The organism is Variovorax sp. SRS16 (assembly GCF_901827165.1).
In the GTDB taxonomy this organism is placed as follows: Bacteria; Pseudomonadota; Gammaproteobacteria; order Burkholderiales; family Burkholderiaceae_C; genus Variovorax.
Genome location: NZ_LR594666.1, coordinates 5,021,672 through 5,038,047, shown reverse-complemented (window position 1 = coordinate 5,038,047; position 16,376 = coordinate 5,021,672). Strand labels below are relative to the sequence as shown.

General features: G+C 63.1%; 14 protein-coding genes and 1 pseudogene. 9 read left to right on the top strand and 6 right to left on the bottom strand.

Annotated features, from left to right (window positions below; translation table 11 throughout):
• Positions 1-71: 71 nt before the first annotated feature.
• The 6 genes from E5P2_RS24340 to E5P2_RS24315 all read left to right on the top strand — a co-directional run bounded on the left by E5P2_RS24340 (position 72) and on the right by E5P2_RS24315 (position 4,906).
• A complete protein-coding gene (locus E5P2_RS24340; RefSeq protein WP_232080826.1) occupies positions 72-614 on the top strand; it encodes a hypothetical protein in 543 nt (180 codons plus the stop codon).
• Between the two features lie 119 nt (positions 615-733).
• Positions 734-1,102: a hypothetical protein gene (locus tag E5P2_RS24335; protein WP_162569688.1), complete on the top strand. Its 369-nt coding sequence runs from the start codon at positions 734-736 to the stop codon at positions 1,100-1,102.
• Positions 1,099-2,514 (top strand): TolC family protein, encoded by a 1,416-nt coding sequence (locus E5P2_RS24330; RefSeq protein WP_162569687.1) that lies wholly within the window; start codon positions 1,099-1,101, stop codon positions 2,512-2,514. The genes E5P2_RS24335 and E5P2_RS24330 overlap by 4 nt, the downstream gene beginning before the upstream one ends.
• A 24-nt stretch (positions 2,515-2,538) precedes the next feature.
• Positions 2,539-3,951 (top strand): multicopper oxidase family protein, encoded by a 1,413-nt coding sequence (locus E5P2_RS24325; RefSeq protein WP_162569686.1) that lies wholly within the window; start codon positions 2,539-2,541, stop codon positions 3,949-3,951.
• 32 nt (positions 3,952-3,983) lie between these two features.
• Positions 3,984-4,472, top strand: a complete 489-nt coding sequence (locus tag E5P2_RS24320) for a cupredoxin domain-containing protein (protein WP_162569685.1) — start codon at positions 3,984-3,986, stop codon at positions 4,470-4,472.
• Positions 4,473-4,558: 86 nt separating this feature from the next.
• Complete coding sequence (locus E5P2_RS24315; RefSeq protein ID WP_162569684.1) at positions 4,559-4,906, top strand: copper-binding protein; 348 nt, start codon at positions 4,559-4,561, stop codon at positions 4,904-4,906.
• Between the two features lie 359 nt (positions 4,907-5,265).
• Here the strand turns inward: E5P2_RS24315 and istB are convergent, their stop codons facing one another.
• On the bottom strand, positions 5,266-6,066 hold the full coding sequence (gene istB / locus E5P2_RS24310; RefSeq protein WP_162569683.1) for an IS21-like element helper ATPase IstB: 801 nt from the start codon (positions 6,064-6,066) through the stop codon (positions 5,266-5,268).
• A complete protein-coding gene (gene istA, locus E5P2_RS24305; RefSeq protein WP_162569682.1) occupies positions 6,059-7,573 on the bottom strand; it encodes an IS21 family transposase in 1,515 nt (504 codons plus the stop codon). Before istA ends, istB begins: the two co-directional genes overlap by 8 nt.
• 123 nt (positions 7,574-7,696) lie before the next feature.
• Here istA and E5P2_RS24300 point away from each other — a divergent pair, with 123 nt between their 5' ends.
• The 3 genes from E5P2_RS24300 (at position 7,697) to E5P2_RS24290 (ending at position 9,174) form a co-directional block, all read left to right on the top strand.
• Entirely contained in the window at positions 7,697-8,422 is a 726-nt protein-coding gene (locus E5P2_RS24300; protein ID WP_162569681.1) for a methyltransferase, TIGR04325 family, read from the top strand.
• Positions 8,423-8,701: 279 nt separating this feature from the next.
• Positions 8,702-8,893, top strand: coding sequence for a heavy-metal-associated domain-containing protein (locus E5P2_RS24295; RefSeq protein ID WP_162569680.1), 192 nt, complete (start codon positions 8,702-8,704; stop codon positions 8,891-8,893).
• A gap of 116 nt (positions 8,894-9,009) precedes the next feature.
• Positions 9,010-9,174: a hypothetical protein gene (locus tag E5P2_RS24290; RefSeq protein ID WP_162569679.1), complete on the top strand. Its 165-nt coding sequence runs from the start codon at positions 9,010-9,012 to the stop codon at positions 9,172-9,174.
• Positions 9,175-10,085: 911 nt separating this feature from the next.
• Here the strand turns inward: E5P2_RS24290 and E5P2_RS24285 are convergent.
• From E5P2_RS24285 to E5P2_RS24270, 4 genes and pseudogenes are all read right to left on the bottom strand, one after another.
• Positions 10,086-10,856 carry a methyltransferase, TIGR04325 family gene (locus E5P2_RS24285; RefSeq protein WP_162569678.1) on the bottom strand — a complete coding sequence of 257 codons (771 nt, stop codon included), beginning with the start codon at positions 10,854-10,856 and terminating at the stop codon, positions 10,086-10,088.
• 865 nt (positions 10,857-11,721) lie between these two features.
• Positions 11,722-12,450, bottom strand: coding sequence for a maleate cis-trans isomerase family protein (locus tag E5P2_RS24280; protein WP_162569677.1), 729 nt, complete (start codon positions 12,448-12,450; stop codon positions 11,722-11,724).
• Positions 12,451-12,972: 522 nt separating this feature from the next.
• Positions 12,973-13,173, bottom strand: a pseudogene (locus tag E5P2_RS24275) (chromate transporter); the annotation flags it as partial.
• 4 nt (positions 13,174-13,177) lie between these two features.
• Positions 13,178-16,372, bottom strand: a complete 3,195-nt coding sequence (locus tag E5P2_RS24270; RefSeq protein WP_162569676.1) for an efflux RND transporter permease subunit — start codon at positions 16,370-16,372, stop codon at positions 13,178-13,180.
• Positions 16,373-16,376 lie beyond the last annotated feature (4 nt).

The following is a 16,376-nucleotide window of genomic DNA, read 5'->3' as shown; positions in this document are numbered from 1 at the left end:
TGATGCGTTCGGAGCTCAGACATACCGTCGAGAAGCCGTTGTGGATCAAGTGCGTCGGCCGGAGTAGCAGCATGAATCCGACGGCCAACCTCGTTTCACCAACGGAAGTCTTAGGTAGCGGAGGGTCACTATCTCAGGTCGGCAAAGCCCATCTAGAATCCTTGCAAATGGTCCGCTTCCGCGCAATCCTGCTTTGGCTCGTCATGATCGCTGTGCCCTTCCAGGGTTATGCGGCTGCGGCCATGGTGTTTTGTGAAACGGGCGCCGTGCCTGAAGCATTGTTGGTCGGTGCCTCTCACGACCACGCGAAACATGACCACGGCGTGGCAGACCATGCGACAGCGAATCACGCCAAAGCGGACTCAGGCTCCAGCGTTCATTCGGACCCCGCCGCCAGAGCTGAACACGTCGACCACGTCGATGTAGGCGACCTCCCGGATTCATCTCACGCGTGCGGCACCTGCGGCACGTGCAGTGCGTGCCACGCCGTGGCACTCACCACGACGCTCTCTGCCATCGAGAGCTATAGCCTTCCTCAGGCTGACCTCGCAGAACCCTCTGGCGTCATGGCGACTGTCTCGCCCAGCGTCCTCGACAAACCTCCTCGCCCCTGATCGCGTTCACGCAGGGCAGCTCTGCTGCTCGCGCCCTTGAACGCCATTCATCGTTCGTCGTCGTCACACCCTTCGGGGTTCGCTGACGGCTCTTCGTTCATGAACATCGCGAGGATTCCATGTTCACTTCGTCGTCAGCCCGTTGGCTGGCTGCTTTACCCGCCCTCGTGGCCTTGACGGCCGCCGCTCAGACCAACTCGCCTACGCCTACGCCTACGCCTTCGTCTGCATCGGCCGAGCCGGCGCCTTCGCTGTCCTTTCATTCGGCCATGGAGGGCTACAAGCCATTCGCCGAGGAAAAGCCCATCCCCTGGCAGCAGGCCAACAAGACCGTCTACCAGCGCGGCGGCTGGCGCGCTTACGCCAAGGAGGCCTCGGAAGGCTCCAAGGACGAGCCTGCCAAGGCCGCACCTGCCGAGGGCGTCAACCCGCGTGCGGCCCATTCGATGTCGATGCCGATGACCGAGCCTGCGAAGGAAAAGCCATGAGCCGCGTGCTGTGCCTCACAGCGGGCGCGCTCGCCGCCGTATTTCTGGTGGGATGTGCCTCGGTCGGCATCGATGACGCCTTGAAGGAAACGAATTCCTCCGCATCCCAATTCACTGGCGGAAAGCTCGAGCTCAGTCGAACGAAAGCACAGCGCGAGGCCCGCGCAGCGCTCGCCGACAAGCTGCTGAGCGAGCCGCTGTCAGAGGACGGCGCCGTGCGCCTCGCACTCGCGAACAGTCCTTCCGTCCAGGCGCTGATCGCCCAAAGCGGGGCCGACATCTCCTCGGCCGACCAGACCGGCAGATTGCCCAACCCGGTCTTTACCTTCGAGCGCATGCGCCTGAACAGTGAGCTCGAGCTGGACCGCCTGTTGTCCTTCGGCCTGGTCGATCTCATCTTGCTTCCGCAACGGCTTTCGATTTCGCGCAGCCAGGCAGCCCAGGCCAGGATTCAACTCACGGGCGCGGTGGTCGACCAGGTCACGCAGGTGAAGCAGGCCTGGGTGCGGGCGGTAGCCGCGCAGCAGTCGCTCCAGTACGCGGAGCAGGTCAACCAGTCGGCCGAAGCCAGTGCCGAGCTGGCGCGCCGCATGCAGCTCATCGGCAACTTCAGCAAGCTTCAGCGCGCGCGCCAGCAGGTCTTCTATGCCGACGCCACGACGCAGCTTGCCTCAGCGCGCCACGCCGCCACGGCCAGCCGCGAAGCACTGGTCCGCGGCCTGGGCCTGGACGATTCGCAGGCCGCCAGGCTGCAGCTGCCCGAGCGCCTTCCGGATCTCCCAAAATCGCCACGCGACGCGCGCGAGGTCGCCACCACTGCCAGCCAGCAGCGCCTCGACGTGCAGCTGGCCCGGGCGCAACTCGATGTAGCAGGGAAGTCACAGGGCATCAATCTGCTGTCGACCTTCGTCGACGTGGACGCCGGCGTGCGGCACGACACGGTGTTCGACAGTGGGACGCGCAATACCCGCCGCGGGTTCGAGTTCGATATTCGGCTGCCGCTGTTCGACTGGGGTTCTGCCCAGCGCGATGTAATGAATGCGCAGACGCTGGCCGCGGCCAACCGCTATGACGCCACGGTCAGGAGCGCGACCTCTCAATTGCGCGAGGACTATTCGGCCTACCGGACGGCCTATGACATCGCGCGCCACTACCGCGACGAGATCGTGCCCCTGCGCCAGTCCATGGCCGAGGAAAACGTCCTCCGCTACAACGGGATGCTGATCGGCGTCTTCGAGCTGTTGGCCGAAGCACGCGACCAGATCGTGAGCGTGACCCATGCCATCGACGCCCAGCAGCAGTTCTGGCTGGCGGATTCAGCGCTCGCCGCATCGGTGATCGGCAAGCCCATGACCACGGGCGAGTCGATGGCCGGCGCGGCCTCTCAAACCCCTTTCGGCGCCGCGCATTGAGCGGACAGCCATCCATTGAACGACATGAAGAACAGACGCAACTTTCTGAGCGGCGCAGGCGCGATCACGGGCGCGATGGCCGCCGCCTCGGTGAGTCAAGTGGCGATGGCCGCCTTGCCCGAGCCAGTGCTTCAGACCCGGCCCGACACGATGCCACCCCTGACGCCTCCCACCGGTCGGCCCTACAACCCCGTGGTCACGCTCAACGGCTGGACGCTGCCCTGGCGCATGAATGGCGGCGTCAAGGAGTTCCACCTGGTCGCTGAGCCGGTGGTGCGCGAGATGGCGCCCGGCTTCAAGGCTCATCTGTGGGGATACAACGGCCAGTCGCCCGGACCCACGATCGAAGTCGTCGAAGGCGACCGCGTGCGCATCTTCGTCACCAACCGGCTGCCCGAGCACACCAGCATCCACTGGCACGGCCAGCGGCTGCCCAATGGCATGGACGGCGTCACGGGCTTGACGCAGCCGCCGATCCAGCCTGGCAAGACCTTCGTCTACGAGTTCGTCGCGCGCCGGCCGGGCACTTTCATGTACCACCCGCATGCGGACGAGATGACGCAGATGGCGATGGGGATGATGGGTTTCTGGGTCACGCATCCAAAGGGAAAGCATCCACTGATCGCCGAGGTCGACCGGGATTTCGTTTTCCTGCTCAATGCCTACGACATCGAGCCCGGCAGCGCGACGCCAAAGATCATGACCATGCTGGACTTCAACCTGTGGTCCTGGAACAGTCGCGTCTTCCCTGGCATCGACTCGCTCAACGTGCGGCAGAACGACAAGGTGAGGGTTCGCATCGGCAACCTGACGATGACCAACCATCCGATGCATCTTCACGGGCACGAGTTCCTCGTGACGGGCACCGACGGTGGCCCCACCCCCCAGAGCGCTCGCTGGTACGAGGTCACCACCGACGTGGCGGTGGGCCAGATGCGCCAGATCGAGTTCTTGGCGGACGAGGAGGGCGATTGGGCATTCCATTGCCATAAGAGCCACCACACCATGAACGCGATGGGCCACGAGGTGCCGACCATGATCGGCGTCGACCACCGAGACGTCGTCAAGAAGATCGCGAACCTGGTGCCCGACTACATGGTGATGGGCGAACGCGGCATGGCCGACATGGGCGAGATGGAAATGCCTGTGCCCGACAACACGGCCCGAATGATGACCGGCGAAGGTCCGTTCGGCTCTGTCGAGATGGGCGGCATGTTCAGCGTGGTCAAGGTGCGCAAGGGCCAGAAGCCCGGTGACTACGCCAACCCCGGCTGGTTCAAGCATCCGCCGGGGACCTCGGCCCACGAACTCGACGCACCGCCGCCGGAGCCAGCTCGCTCGCGCGGCGCCGGCGCCGCGGCCATGCCAGCGCAGAACATGCCAGCCGAAAACATCGAGGTCCAGGTGCGCAAGCCTATCGGGCATTCCGAGCATTGATTTTTTCTACCACTCCAAACGAAAGGATTCTCATGAGAACCATCCGCTATGCAGTCTTCGCTGCGTTAACCGCATTCGCGGCCGCAGGCGCCAGTGCCCACGGTGACAGCCACGATGAAACAGACGCCATCGGCAAGCCAGGCATCGCATCCAAGGCAATTCGAGCCGTCAACATCGAGATGACCGATGCCATGCGCTTTACGCCCGCGAACATCAATGTGAGGCAGGGCGAGACGGTCCGCTTCGTCATCACGAACTCCGGAAAGCTCAAGCACGAGCTGATGCTCGGCACCGAGAAAGAGCTCAAGGAGCACTACGAGCTGATGAAAAAGAACCCCGAGATGGAGCACGACGACCCGAACCAGGTGTCGCTCGCCCCTGGAACCAAAGGCGACATCGTCTGGCAGTTCACGAAGGCCGGTGAGGTGGACTTCGCTTGCCTGCAGCCGGGTCATTACGACGCGGGCATGAAGGGCGCGGTCAATGTGGCCAAAGCCTCCGACAAATATGCGCGCAAGTAGTGCGGACCCCGTGGCCCGAACGCCGCACACCACAAGGCCTGATTGATCAGCATCCACTCTTCTCTCATTCAATTCAAAGGATTCTCATGATCGACATTCGCATCGCTCTCGCGGCATCGATCGCCGCACTCTCCCTGTCAGGGGTGTTCCAAGCCCAGGCCGCCACCAACGCCGCGGCGCCTGCCGCCAGCGCCACTGCGTCCTCGGCAGCCTCAGAACTCAGCGAGGGTGAAGTTCGCAAGGTGGACAAGGACAACAAGAAGCTCACGCTCAAACATGGGCCTCTCAGGAACCTCGACATGCCTGGCATGACCATGGTTTTCCAAGTGAAGGACGATGCCATGCTGGACGAGGTCCAGGCCGGCGACAAGGTCCGCTTTCTGGCTGAAAAAGTCGATGGAAAGATCACCGTCATGAAGATCGTGCCCGAATGACTCGGTGACGCAATGACTTCAAGGAGCTGATCCGCCGCATGAGGTTTGGCGGCCAACAGAAGGAAGGAGACACGTATGACTACCCACAACCCAGTCCAACAACTCCGTGAGATCTTCGAAGGACCGGTCATGCGACCGGTATTGGAGCATTGGCGACGCAAGCACTTCGTGTCTGTCGGCGCCGGTTGAACTTTGACCCACCCTGCCGGTTGAACTTTGACCCGGGGATGGAAGCCGGCATCGTGGTCGCCGACTGTGGATAACTGTAGCTGTTTCCTCCTTTCTTGCTTTGCTTGATGTTCGGTCTTAGAGGGCGCGGAGGGCGAAGCCCGCAGCGCCTTGTCCCTTCGAAGCGTTGATCAGGCGAGGTCTTCCGGTGGCGCCTTGGCCTCCTTTCGTTCCTGTTCCCGAGCGCGGATGCGCTTCTTCGTGTTGGCCGTGGCGTGCGTGATGCGGTAGCTGTCGTTGCCCGTCTCCACGATGTGGCAGTGATGGGTGAGTCGGTCCAGCAGCGCGGTGGTCATCTTCGGATCCACAAACACGCTGGACCATTCGGCGAAGTCCAGGTTGGTCGTCACCACCACGCTGGTGTGCTCGTAGAGCTTGGAGAGCAGGTGGAACAGAAGCGCCCCGCCGGCCTGACTGAAGGGCAGGTATCCCATCTCGTCCAAGACGACCGCATCCAGGCGCAGCATGCTCGCCGCAATGCGACCGGCCTTGCCTTGGGCCTTCTCCTGCTCCAGCGCGTTGACCAGGTCCACCGTCGAGTAGAAGCGCACGCGCTTGCCATGCTGCACGATGCCGGCCACGCCGATGGCCGTCGCAAGATGGCTTTTGCCGGTGCCAGGCCCGCCCACCAGCACGACGTTGTGTGCTTCATCAGTGAAGCTCATGTCGGCCAGTTGCAGCACCAGCTTGCGATCCACCGGAGAGACCTCGAAGTCGAACCCCGCAAGATCCCGATGCACCGGGAACTTTGCCGCGTTCAGCTGGTGGCTGACCGAGCGCGTGGCGCGCTCGGTCGTCTCGGCGCGCAGCATCTGCTCGACGAGCCAACGCGATCGCTCCAGCTCGGCGTTGTTCTGCTCGATCAGATCGTCCCACGTCCCGGCCATGCCGTGCAAGCGCAGCGCCTTGAGTTCGGCAATGACGTCACGCATGGTCGGCCTCCTGGATGTTGCGCAGCCGGTCGTAGCGAGCTGTGTCGGCAATCGGCGGTGTCAGCACCTGCAGCGCCGTCTCCACATTGGCCGGCCGCGGCGCCGCGTTCAGACGCGCGAGCACGTTGATGACGTGCTCGACGCTCACGCGCCCCGAGGGCGGCGCGCCGTCCAACGCCAACTCCACGGCCACCAGCACCGCCTCCAGTCCCGCTGTCGGCACCAGAGCCAGCACCCGGGCCATCAGGCGATCGCCTCCGGTCTCGCGCAACAGCGCGCGGCGCAGCCGTTGCAGCGGCTGCGGCAGGTCCGTGAACGGCGCCCCATTGCGCAACGCTCCCGGCTTCCTCTGGACCAGCGGGATGTAGTGCTGCCAGTCGTAGCGCGTCTTGCCCTTGTCCGTGAGCCGCTCGTGCTCGGCCACGAGGGCGTCGCCGGCCACCACCGTCACGCGCGTCGGGTACAGGTGCGTGCTGACCATCTGGCCGGCCAGTTCGCACGGTACCGAGTAACGGTTGCGCGCCACCGAGACGAGGCAGGTGCTGCTCACCCGGGCCACCTCCTCGACGTAGCCATCGAAGGCGGCGGGCATCGGCATCAACTGCCCCCGCTCGTGCTCGAGCATCTCGGCAACGCTGAACTGCTTGTGCTCGGGATGCTTGACCTCCTGCCACAGCGCCCGGCAGCGCTCGCCCAGCCAGGCATTGAGCTCGTCGAAGCTGGCGAAGCGCCGCTCTCGCGCGTCGATCCAAATGCGCCGGCGGCTGTCCTGGACGTTCTTCTCGACGACACCCTTCTCCCAGCCCGACGCCACGTTGCAGAAGTCGGGGTCGTACAGATAGTGCGCGCACATCACCGAGAAGCGCGCGTTGACGGTACGGCCCTTGCCCTTGTGAACCTTGTCCACGGCGGTCTTCATGTTGTCGTAGATCCCACGGCGAGCCACACCGCCCAGCGCGGCGAACGACCGGGTGTGGGCGTCGAACAGCATCTCGTGACCCTGGCTCGGGTACGCGACCAGCCAGAACGCCCGGCTCGCGCACAGCTTCATGTGCGCGACTTGCAGCTTGCGGTAGATCCCGCCGATCACCAGCGCCTCGTCGCTCCAGTCGAACTGGAACGCCTCGCCCAGCTCGAATGCCAGGGGCACGAACGCTTTGCCGACAGCAACACCCCCTTGCTGCGCTCGCCACTCTCGAATGAAGTCGGTCAGCTGGGTGTACCCGCCTTCATAGCCGGCCGCCGCAATCTGCTGCAGCAGTGCTCGCGCAGTTCGCCGCTCCTTCTTCGGTCGACGCGCGTCGGCCAACAACGACATCTTCACCATCTCGACGAACGGCGTCAGCTTCGTCGAGGCCGCTCGGCGCACGTACTTCGGTGGCTGCGCCACCGGCACGCGCAGGTACTTCCTCACCGTGTTGCGCGACAGGCTCGTTGCCCTCGCGATCTCTCGCACCGATTTGTTCTCGCGGTGGTGCATCCGCAGGACCTTGCCAATCATGGCCATGGTGATCAATCCTCATACCCCCACCGCTTAAAAAAGCAGCAGGGTAGGCTGAACACCCGGGTCAAATTTGAACCGGCACAACCCTCACGGGGGGGTCAAATTTCGGCCGGCGCCAACAACTTCGTGTCCAAAGAAGGTCTTGCCTCCTGCTATGGCTTGTTCGAAAGCTTCGCGGAAGCACGCGCCTCGTTGCCGCCCAGCCTCGCGTTCGATCAGGCCGCGCTCGCCACCGAATATGTTGAGGTCCGCACGAAGCGCATTTTCGCCTACGACTACCCGATGATGTGGTGGCTCGAGCGCGCGATTCGCCACGGCGCCACTCGAGTCCTAGACATCGGCGGATCGGTCGGCGTTCACTACTATGCCTATCGACGCTACTTCGAGATGCCTCCGGAACTGACCTGGCGAATTGTCGAGGTGCCCGCCATCGCTTCGATAGGGCGAGAGATGGCGCTGCGAACCGACGCTCTGGCGCTCAGCTTCGTGGAGGACCTGGAGCCCGCGCTCTCCGGCGTCGACATCTGGATTTCCGCAGGCGCCATTCAGTATTTCGAGGACGGCCGCCCGAGTGATCTGCTGAAGCGATGCACAACAAGGCCGAAACACATCCTCCTCAACAAGCTCCCGTTGTACACCGGTCAGGACTTCATTACCACGCAGAACCTCGGCGAGGGTTCCTTTTCTCCTTTCCACGTTTACAACCGAGCGGCATTTATTGGGGATATGACGGCGTTGGGCTATACGCTGGGCGACGAGTGGGCCGTCCATGAGCGTTCGCTCTACCTGCCGGGCCACCCTGATCGGTCGTTCCCGGCCTTCACGGGCCTCTATTTCACGAACGACACCTAGGCGGGCGGGTCGATACACCGAGTGAAGCCGTTCGTTTGCCTGCGGCCGCTTCAGGCCTCCACGTCCAGAATCATCATCAGCCCGCCACCGCCGTGCACACCACTGTTGTTCATAAATGACTTCCTGAAAATCAGATCGCTAGCTTCAACCTTCCCATTATGGAAAGGTCAAACGACCTGCGCTTCGTCCTTCAAAAGGGTGTGGTCAATAGGGGTGCCCCGTTGACCCTCCCATGGTGGCAATCTTCAGACTTCGGATCTGTCAAAAAAGGAGCGCCTTATGTATGAGTTCGACATTCAATCGATGACCTGTGGACACTGTGCCAGCCGCGTCACCCAAGCCGTCAAAGGACTGGACACCCTGGCGCAGGTCGAAATCGATCTTCCCAGCAAGAAGGTCCGAGTTCAGACTGAAGAAGACCGGGAGAGCGTGGTCGCCGCGTTGTCAGAGGCCGGTTATCCGGCGATGTGAGGTGCGGCGCTTGCCGCTTTGGATTGATGCCCGCCTTGACACGACCTTTGAATGGTGATCCTCGGCGAGATCACGGTTTTTGAGCGAATGCGGCCCTTGAAGATCAAAATGGCGGAATGGACAACGCTTCACAAGCTCGGCCCAAAGGCCCTCTAACACCAGTCGCTGGATCACGGGTCGCAGGCAAGATCGTGTCGTCGGTGATCTTGCTGATCGGCGCTGCCGCGCTGGTCGGATGGCTCGTCATGGAGCTCTATGTGAAAGTGGTGACTGCCGATTGATCGCAAGCCAGTCGTTTCGCATCTTCTCTTGCATTCGAGGTGCGTTCGAGGAAACCCTGGGTATTCGGTTACGCATTATTTGAGATAGGAGCGAAGCGCGGCGATCACGGCATCTACGTCTGCGCTTCGTTGCTTCGCCGAACCTCGGCAGCACCCGAGGTGCTCTCGAGCATGTCTCTCCAGGACTTCTTACATGCGTCCATTCGGCGGCAAGCTGTGGGGTGCGAGCTGGCTTGCCTTCGACCCACTCGCCGAAGCGGAGCAATGATCCGGTCATCGGTTTTCTGGTCGACCGATTGCATCCCCGCTCCTCCCGGTGATGCGTGGTGAGGCACACGGGCATGGGATGGGACAAGGGCTGTTGTGTACCTAGGCCGCGCGGCCCTACGGGCAGCGCCCATGGTGTGCACGTGATGATCGTCATCGTGCGAATGATCGAGTTCATGCACTACCGGACGCGCCGATGCTCGCGGCCATTCGCATTCGATTTCGCCGGATTGAGTCCCCCAAGCACCATGAACATGCCGCCCACAGTCATCATCCGCCTGTCGCTTCGGTCGCCGAACTTGGTCACGACCATTGCGCCGATGGACGGTTCGAAGAAAAAAGGCGGATCCGGTTCGCGCAGCCCCGAACGCGCAGTGGGCGGGCAGATCGAAGCGCAAGCTCAGGCCATAGTCGGTGGCGTCGATGATGAGGAAGGCGATTGCTGGACCCGCGCGGAAAGCGGGCCGCTGAAGAGCGATCCTGTGCCGCGCGGTAGTTGCCAACCCATCTGGCACCTGCCAAGACGACTTCGCGCGGATCGCCATGGGCCACGAGATCGCAGTTGTCTGCGCCTCATGCAGCGGTGGTCACCGGGATTACCAGGACGCCCAAGAGCCGAGAGCCGCTGCTGCGGTGGCCCCTGCTCAGCGTTGGTCGAAGCAGCAGCCCGCGTAATAGGGTTTGTCGCCGCCTTCAACGAACGGTATCTTGATCGGCTTGCCCTCGTTGCGCCAGCCATCAAGGCGCCGATAGCCGGCTGACGTCAGTTCGCCCATGAGCTCATCGTGGTGCTGGATGCGGTAGGGACACACCGCGAAGCCGACGCTGTTGAGCGTGTGCATCGTGTGGTCGGGATGCACAGCGGTGGTGTTCAGCACGATACGCTTCGGCTTGACCGTCAACGCCGCGAGGATTTCGCCAATGCGAATGGACAGATACTGCAGCGTTCCCGACGCGTACAGGACGTCGTAGCCGCTGGCTTCCCTGAAATCAGTGCAGAAGCTCAACTGCCCGGTCGCTGCGCGCTCGACGGACAGCTGTCCGCCGGCTTGGACCACGCCAGGTACATCGCACACTCGCCAGCGCAGCTCGGAGGGGTAGTTGGCAACACGCCGGAAGGCGTAGTACTTGATGCCCACGTGACCGCCGAGATCGAAGAAGCTTCGCATCCCGTCCTCGATCGAACGCTTGATCCAGAACAATGCGGGGTAGTCCCAGAAATAGATCTGATGGCTGTAAAGCGTCTTTGCAGCCTCGGCGTTGTCATAGCCGACGGCCTTTGAGGCGGGGGCCGCAGCTTCGGCGGCGGCGAAGCTTTCAAAGGACCCCATGAACAGGTTCTCTTCGCGATTTGCGAGGAACTTCCGACGATAAGAGGCGACGCTCCAAGGCGCCGCCAGAAGAGTTGAGATCATGATTTCTGATTTGTGTGCGGTTAAGTGGTGCCAGCGCGGAGGTCAACGCACGGCATCCCACGACAACGAGGCAGAGGCCGTCGCTCCGATAGATTCGACGTCCTGCCGAGGAGTGGGCTCTTGTTGACAGATGGATCAACGGCACGAAGTGTCAGCCGCCCGCATAGGGCGGCCAACAATCGGCACTGTAAGCGCGAACGACGCCCGAGAGTCTCCGAGGCGCGTGTCCCCGGCTAGGGCGTCTTCAGGCGGTCAGACGAGGGGGCCGTCGAAGGCCGTCCAGGTACGGCCAAGGTCGGACGGCCGCTCCAGGCGCGATCGGCCGGCTGGCTTTGGCTGGGAAATACAAAACCAACGGCGCGGGAAGAATCACAGCAGCCACGAGGCACCCGTCTGCAAAAATGTGATGCGCAGATTCCGCGGAACTGTCTTGCGACACGGAACCATCCGGGTGGTGATGGTGCGGCTTTTCTTCCCAGTGAAGGGCCGCATGTGTGATGTCGTGCGAATCACCGATCACAAAGGTGTGGCCGCCCATTGCCAAAGCCTGCCAAAACGCAGTCAAAAGCAAAAGAAATACGGCGAGCCGGCGGCACATTGGTCAAGTCTAGTTCCCAGTGGGCCCAATCGGATAAAGGGAAAGGATTAATGACGACCGGCAGACAAGGGTTTGTCATGTGTGCGTGATATTTGTCGCAGCTGGGATATTGCCTTCCTTTTGGGTCTCCCGACAGCGAGGCGCCAGCCCCGCTTGGCTCGGCCCCGCACGTTCAATCTGGACGCGATGGGACAGGGAGACCGAAGGCTGGTGTCGAGCGGCGTATGTCTACCGCCCCTGGCAATGGAGGAGCGTGTTGATCCAGGTTCAGGCCTGCGGTCCGAACAGGCTGCCCCAGCCCTTGACGCTGCGCATGTCGACGCCGATCACCTTCAGAGCTTTCCACACCACGGTGGCCACCGAGTCGTAGATCGGAATGCCGAGCTCGCGTTCCATCTCCTCGACCAACTGCGCGCCGTGCAGGTTGGTGCACATGACAGTCATCGCGTCCGGCTGCTGCCGTGCCGCCTCGCGCAGCATGCGGCGCAGTGTGTCGGGCGCGACCTCGCTGAACGAGAAATTCACCGTCAGATCGAGGTGTCGTTCAGCCACGCAGTCGATGCCGATGCGCGCGTAGTTGGCAATGATGCGTCGTTGCACGTCCTCGACATACGGCGAGATCAGGCCCATGGTGCGAGCGCCTTGCGCGGCCAGCAATTCGTTGAGCGCCAGGACCGAGGTGGTGGCCGGAATGCCGGTCGCCTCGGTGATGCGTGCGCACAGGCTCTCGTCCTTCTCGAAACCGAGCCAGCTTGCCGAGGTGCCGCTCCAGCAGATCACGTCCACGCGTGCATCGGCCAACAGCCGCGCAGCTTCGAGGATCTTGCTGTCGTCGAACTGATTCATCGAGGCATCGCGCATCGAGATCTCGGTGACGGTGAAGCGCGAGAAGTGCGCGGAAACGCCGGGCACTGCACTGACCATCGCGCTGCTCAGCGGCTCGAGCGCGGTGTTGGAAGACGGCGTCAGCACGCCGATAAGTTTTCGCTGCGTCACGGTGCTCGATGGGTCGCGGGTTTCAGAGATGAGGGATGTCGGTCGGATCGATCGGTGCGTCCAGCCGTCTCTGATAGTAGGCGGCCAGGTCGAGTTCGCGCGCCAGCGCTTTCTTGCTGTGGGCATTTCCACGACGCGCAACTTCTTGTCAAGCTAGGAAGTTTTCCGAAAAGGAGTTGCAAATTGTCCCGCCTTGCCGACGGGCGCGCGCCTGTCCAGAAGCACAGGGCCTCGTAGGACGCCCCTAAATGGCGCCGCGCACCCCTAGGGACAGCGGCGCTGGTTCAGCCTGTCCAGATCAGGTCTTTGATGGGCGCGTCAACGCTTCAGCCTCCAAGAGGCGCTCCGATACGCAGCAGACCCTCATAGCCAACCTGACCGAGCGTGGGGAGCAAACTCTCCCGCATCTCGCCCAACGCAGAGATCGCTTCGCCCGTCGTGAGCGAGCAGGCAATTCGCCAATCGAGCCATCAAAACGACAAGATCGTCGCCCCGTCGTAGCAGACCGGCGGGGGCAACGCCATACGCGGCCAGCGCTCTCCACCAGCCCGCATGTCCCATCCCGAGCGCCATGCCGACCTGGCTGCTCGCCGGACCGAGCAGGAATTGGCACAGGGTCACCAGGTCGGAGGACGTCTGGTCGTCCAGCCACGGGCGGCGTTCGACGAACTCGCTGCGGAAGTAGCCCAAGTGGGCGACCGGTCCACCGAACGAGGTCAGGCCTGCGCTACGCGCCGGCGATCTGTGCTGGCGGCATCGGCCCTTCGGCCTTCGCGTCGTGCTGATTTTCGTGCAGCTTGGCGTCTCGCCCATGCGCGAGCCTGTAAAGCATGGGCAGAACCAGAAGCGTAAGCGCCGTCGACGACAAGATGCCACCGATCACCACGGTCGCCAGCGGCCGCTGCACTTCGGCGCCAGTGCCGACGGCAATCGCCATCGGTACGAAACCGAGAGATGCCACCAGCGCCGTCATCAGCACGGGTCGCAAGCGCGTCAACGCGCCTTCGCGGATGGCATCGTCCAGCGGCATGCCGTCTTCGCGCAAGCTGCGGATGTAGGAAAGCATCACCAGGCCGTTCAGCACGGCCACGCCCGAGAGCGCAATGAAGCCGACGCCCGCAGAGATCGACAAGGGAATGTCGCGAAGCCACAGCGCGAGCACACCGCCAGTCAAGGCGAACGGCACGCCGGTGAAGACCAGCAGCCCGTCTTTCGCATTGCCGAACATCACGAACAGCAGCGTGAACACCAGCAAGAGCGCCACCGGCACGACGATCTGCAGACGCTTGCTGGCCGACTGCAGCTGTTCGAAGGTGCCCCCCCACTGGGTCCAGTAGCCGCTGGGAACCTGTACTTGCTCGCGGATCTTCTGCTGCGCTTCGGTGACGAAGCTGCCGATGTCGCGTCCTCTGACGTTGGCCGTCACGACGACTCGCCGCTTGCCGTCTTCGCGGCTGATCTGGTTCGGGCCGGGGGCCGAAAGGATCGTCGCGACGTCGGCCAGCCGTACGAACCCGCGCGCCGCACCGCTGTCGCCTACGGGGAGGCGCACCGGCAGTCGCTTGATGGCCTCGATGTCACCGCGCACACCATCCGGCAGGCGCACGAGAATGTCAAAGCGACGGTCGCCCTCGAAGACAGCGCCGGCTTCCTGTCCCCCAAGCGCCGCGGAGACGTTCTCCTGAATGTCCGCGACATTCAGGCCAAGCCTCGCTGCCTTCTCGCGATCGATCTTGAGCGTCAGCATCGGCAGGCCCGTGGTCTGCTCGACCTTGACGTCGGCAGCCCCTGGAATGCCTTCGAGCACGCGCGAAATGCGCTCGGCGTTCTCGTTCATTTCATCCATGCTGTCACCAAACACCTTGACCGCCACATCGCTGCGCACGCCGGAGATCAGCTCGTTGAATCGCATCTGGATCGGCTGCGTGAACTCGTAGTTGTTGCCCGGCACCTTGCCGACGGCCTCCTGCAGGGCCGCCACCAGGTCCGCCTTGCTGCGGCCAGGATCAGGCCATTGATTCCGCGGCTTCAGCATCACGAAGTTGTCCGCGACATTGGGTGGCATCGGGTCGGTCGCGATTTCGGCCGTGCCGAGCTTCGCAAATACCGCATCGACCTCGGGGAAGCCCTTGATCACCTTCTCGAGCTGCGTCTGCATGTCAATGGCTTGCGTCAGGCTCGTGCCAGGGATGCGCAGCGCGTGCAGCGCAATGTCGCCTTCGTCGAGACTGGGGATGAACTCGCTGCCCATGCGCGTGAAGAGCAAGCCGGACAGAAGAATGCAGGCTGCGGCGATGGTGAGCACGAGCGGCTTGCGCGCCATGGCCCAGTCGAACGACGGGGCATACCCGCGCTTGGCCCACCGCATCACCCGGTTCTCCTTCTCGCTGACCTTGCCGGTGATGAACAGCGCAACGGCCGCCGGCATGAAGGTGACCGAAAGGATCATGGCGCCCAGCAGTGCTGTGACCACCGTGAATGCCATCGGGTGGAACATTTTTCCTTCCACACCGGTCAGCGCGAAGATCGGCAGGTACACGACCATGATGATGAGCTGGCCGAACATCAGCGCGCGGCGCGACTCCTTGGACGCCGCAAACACCTCGTGAAAGCGCTCATTGCGCGTCAGCGTCCGGCCGAGGGTGGCCTGCGCATGGGACAGCCGCCGGATGCAGTTCTCCACGATGACCACCGCGCCATCGATGATGATCCCGAAGTCCAGCGCACCCAGGCTCATCAGATTGGCGCTGACCTTGTTGCTCACCATGCCGGTGAACGTGAACAGCATCGCCAGCGGGATCACCGTCGCGGTGATGATGGCGGCGCGCATGTTGCCAAGAAACAGGAAGAGGATCGCGATGACCAGCAGCGCACCCTCGACCAGGTTCTTCTTGACGGTGGAAATCGCCTTGTCGACGAGAACGGTCCGGTCATAGACCGTCTTGGCGATGACGCCTTTGGGCAAGCTCGTGTTGATCGCCGCCAGGCGCTTGTCGACGGCGCTCGACACGTCGCGGCTGTTCTCGCCGATCAGCATGAAGACAGTGCCCAGCACCACCTCCTGGCCGTTCTGCGTTGCGGCGCCGGTGCGAAGTTCCTTGCCCAGGCCGACCTCGGCGACATCGCGGATGCGCACCTGCACGCCCTTGACGGTGGCAATGACGATGTTGCCGATGTCATCGACCGTGCCGACCTGGCCCGGCGAGCGGATCAGGTGCTGCTCGCCGCGGCGTTCGATGTAGCCTGCGCCCACGTTGGCGTTGTTGCGTTCCAGTGCGGTCACGAGATCGGAGATCGCCAGGCCGTGCGCCACGAGCCGGTCTGGCAACGGTGCGACCTGGAACTCCTTGGCGAAGCCGCCGATGGTGTTGATTTCGGTCACGCCGGGCACTGTGCGCAGCTGAGGTTTGACCACCCAGTCCTGGATCTCGCGCAGGTCCATGGGCGTGTAGGCACTGCCATCGGGCTTGCGGGCGCCGGGCTCGGCCTCCACCGTCCACATGTAGATCTCGCCCAGGCCCGTCGCGATCGGCCCCAGGCTCGGCGTCAGTCCGCCAGGCAGTTTGCCCTTGGCTTCCTGGATGCGTTCGCCGACCAGTTGCCGGGCGAAGTAGATGTCGGTGCCTTCCTTGAAGATCACCGTGACTTGGGACAGGCCATAGCGCGAGATCGAGCGCGTCTGCTCGAGCTTGGGCAGGCCGGCCATGGCGGTCTCGATCGGGAAAGTGACGCGCTGCTCGGCCTCCAATGGCGAATAGCCGGGTGCCTCGGTGTTGATCTGGACCTGGACGTTGGTGATGTCGGGCACGGCGTCGATCGGCAGCTTCTGGTAGCTGAAGATACCGAGCCCGACCATGCCCAGCACGGCGAGCATGACGAGCCATCGCTGGTCGATGGCAAAGCGGATGATGCGTTCGAACATGGTG

Excerpts from the sequence above, each read along its gene's own strand:
- E5P2_RS24340 (WP_232080826.1), top strand. The coding sequence starts at position 72 with ATGAATCCGACGGCCAACCTCGTTTCACCAACGGAAGTCTTAGGTAGC.
- E5P2_RS24320 (WP_162569685.1), top strand. The coding sequence starts at position 3,984 with ATGAGAACCATCCGCTATGCAGTCTTCGCTGCGTTAACCGCATTCGCG.
- E5P2_RS24315 (WP_162569684.1), top strand. The coding sequence starts at position 4,559 with ATGATCGACATTCGCATCGCTCTCGCGGCATCGATCGCCGCACTCTCC.
- E5P2_RS24335 (WP_162569688.1), top strand. The coding sequence starts at position 734 with ATGTTCACTTCGTCGTCAGCCCGTTGGCTGGCTGCTTTACCCGCCCTC.
- E5P2_RS24295 (WP_162569680.1), top strand. The coding sequence starts at position 8,702 with ATGTATGAGTTCGACATTCAATCGATGACCTGTGGACACTGTGCCAGC.
- E5P2_RS24330 (WP_162569687.1), top strand. The coding sequence starts at position 1,099 with ATGAGCCGCGTGCTGTGCCTCACAGCGGGCGCGCTCGCCGCCGTATTT.
- istB (WP_162569683.1), bottom strand. The coding sequence starts at position 6,066 with ATGCGTGACGTCATTGCCGAACTCAAGGCGCTGCGCTTGCACGGCATG.
- E5P2_RS24325 (WP_162569686.1), top strand. The coding sequence starts at position 2,539 with ATGAAGAACAGACGCAACTTTCTGAGCGGCGCAGGCGCGATCACGGGC.
- E5P2_RS24290 (WP_162569679.1), top strand. The coding sequence starts at position 9,010 with ATGGACAACGCTTCACAAGCTCGGCCCAAAGGCCCTCTAACACCAGTC.
- E5P2_RS24270 (WP_162569676.1), bottom strand. The coding sequence starts at position 16,372 with ATGTTCGAACGCATCATCCGCTTTGCCATCGACCAGCGATGGCTCGTC.
- istA (WP_162569682.1), bottom strand. The coding sequence starts at position 7,573 with ATGGCCATGATTGGCAAGGTCCTGCGGATGCACCACCGCGAGAACAAA.
- E5P2_RS24285 (WP_162569678.1), bottom strand. The coding sequence starts at position 10,856 with ATGATCTCAACTCTTCTGGCGGCGCCTTGGAGCGTCGCCTCTTATCGT.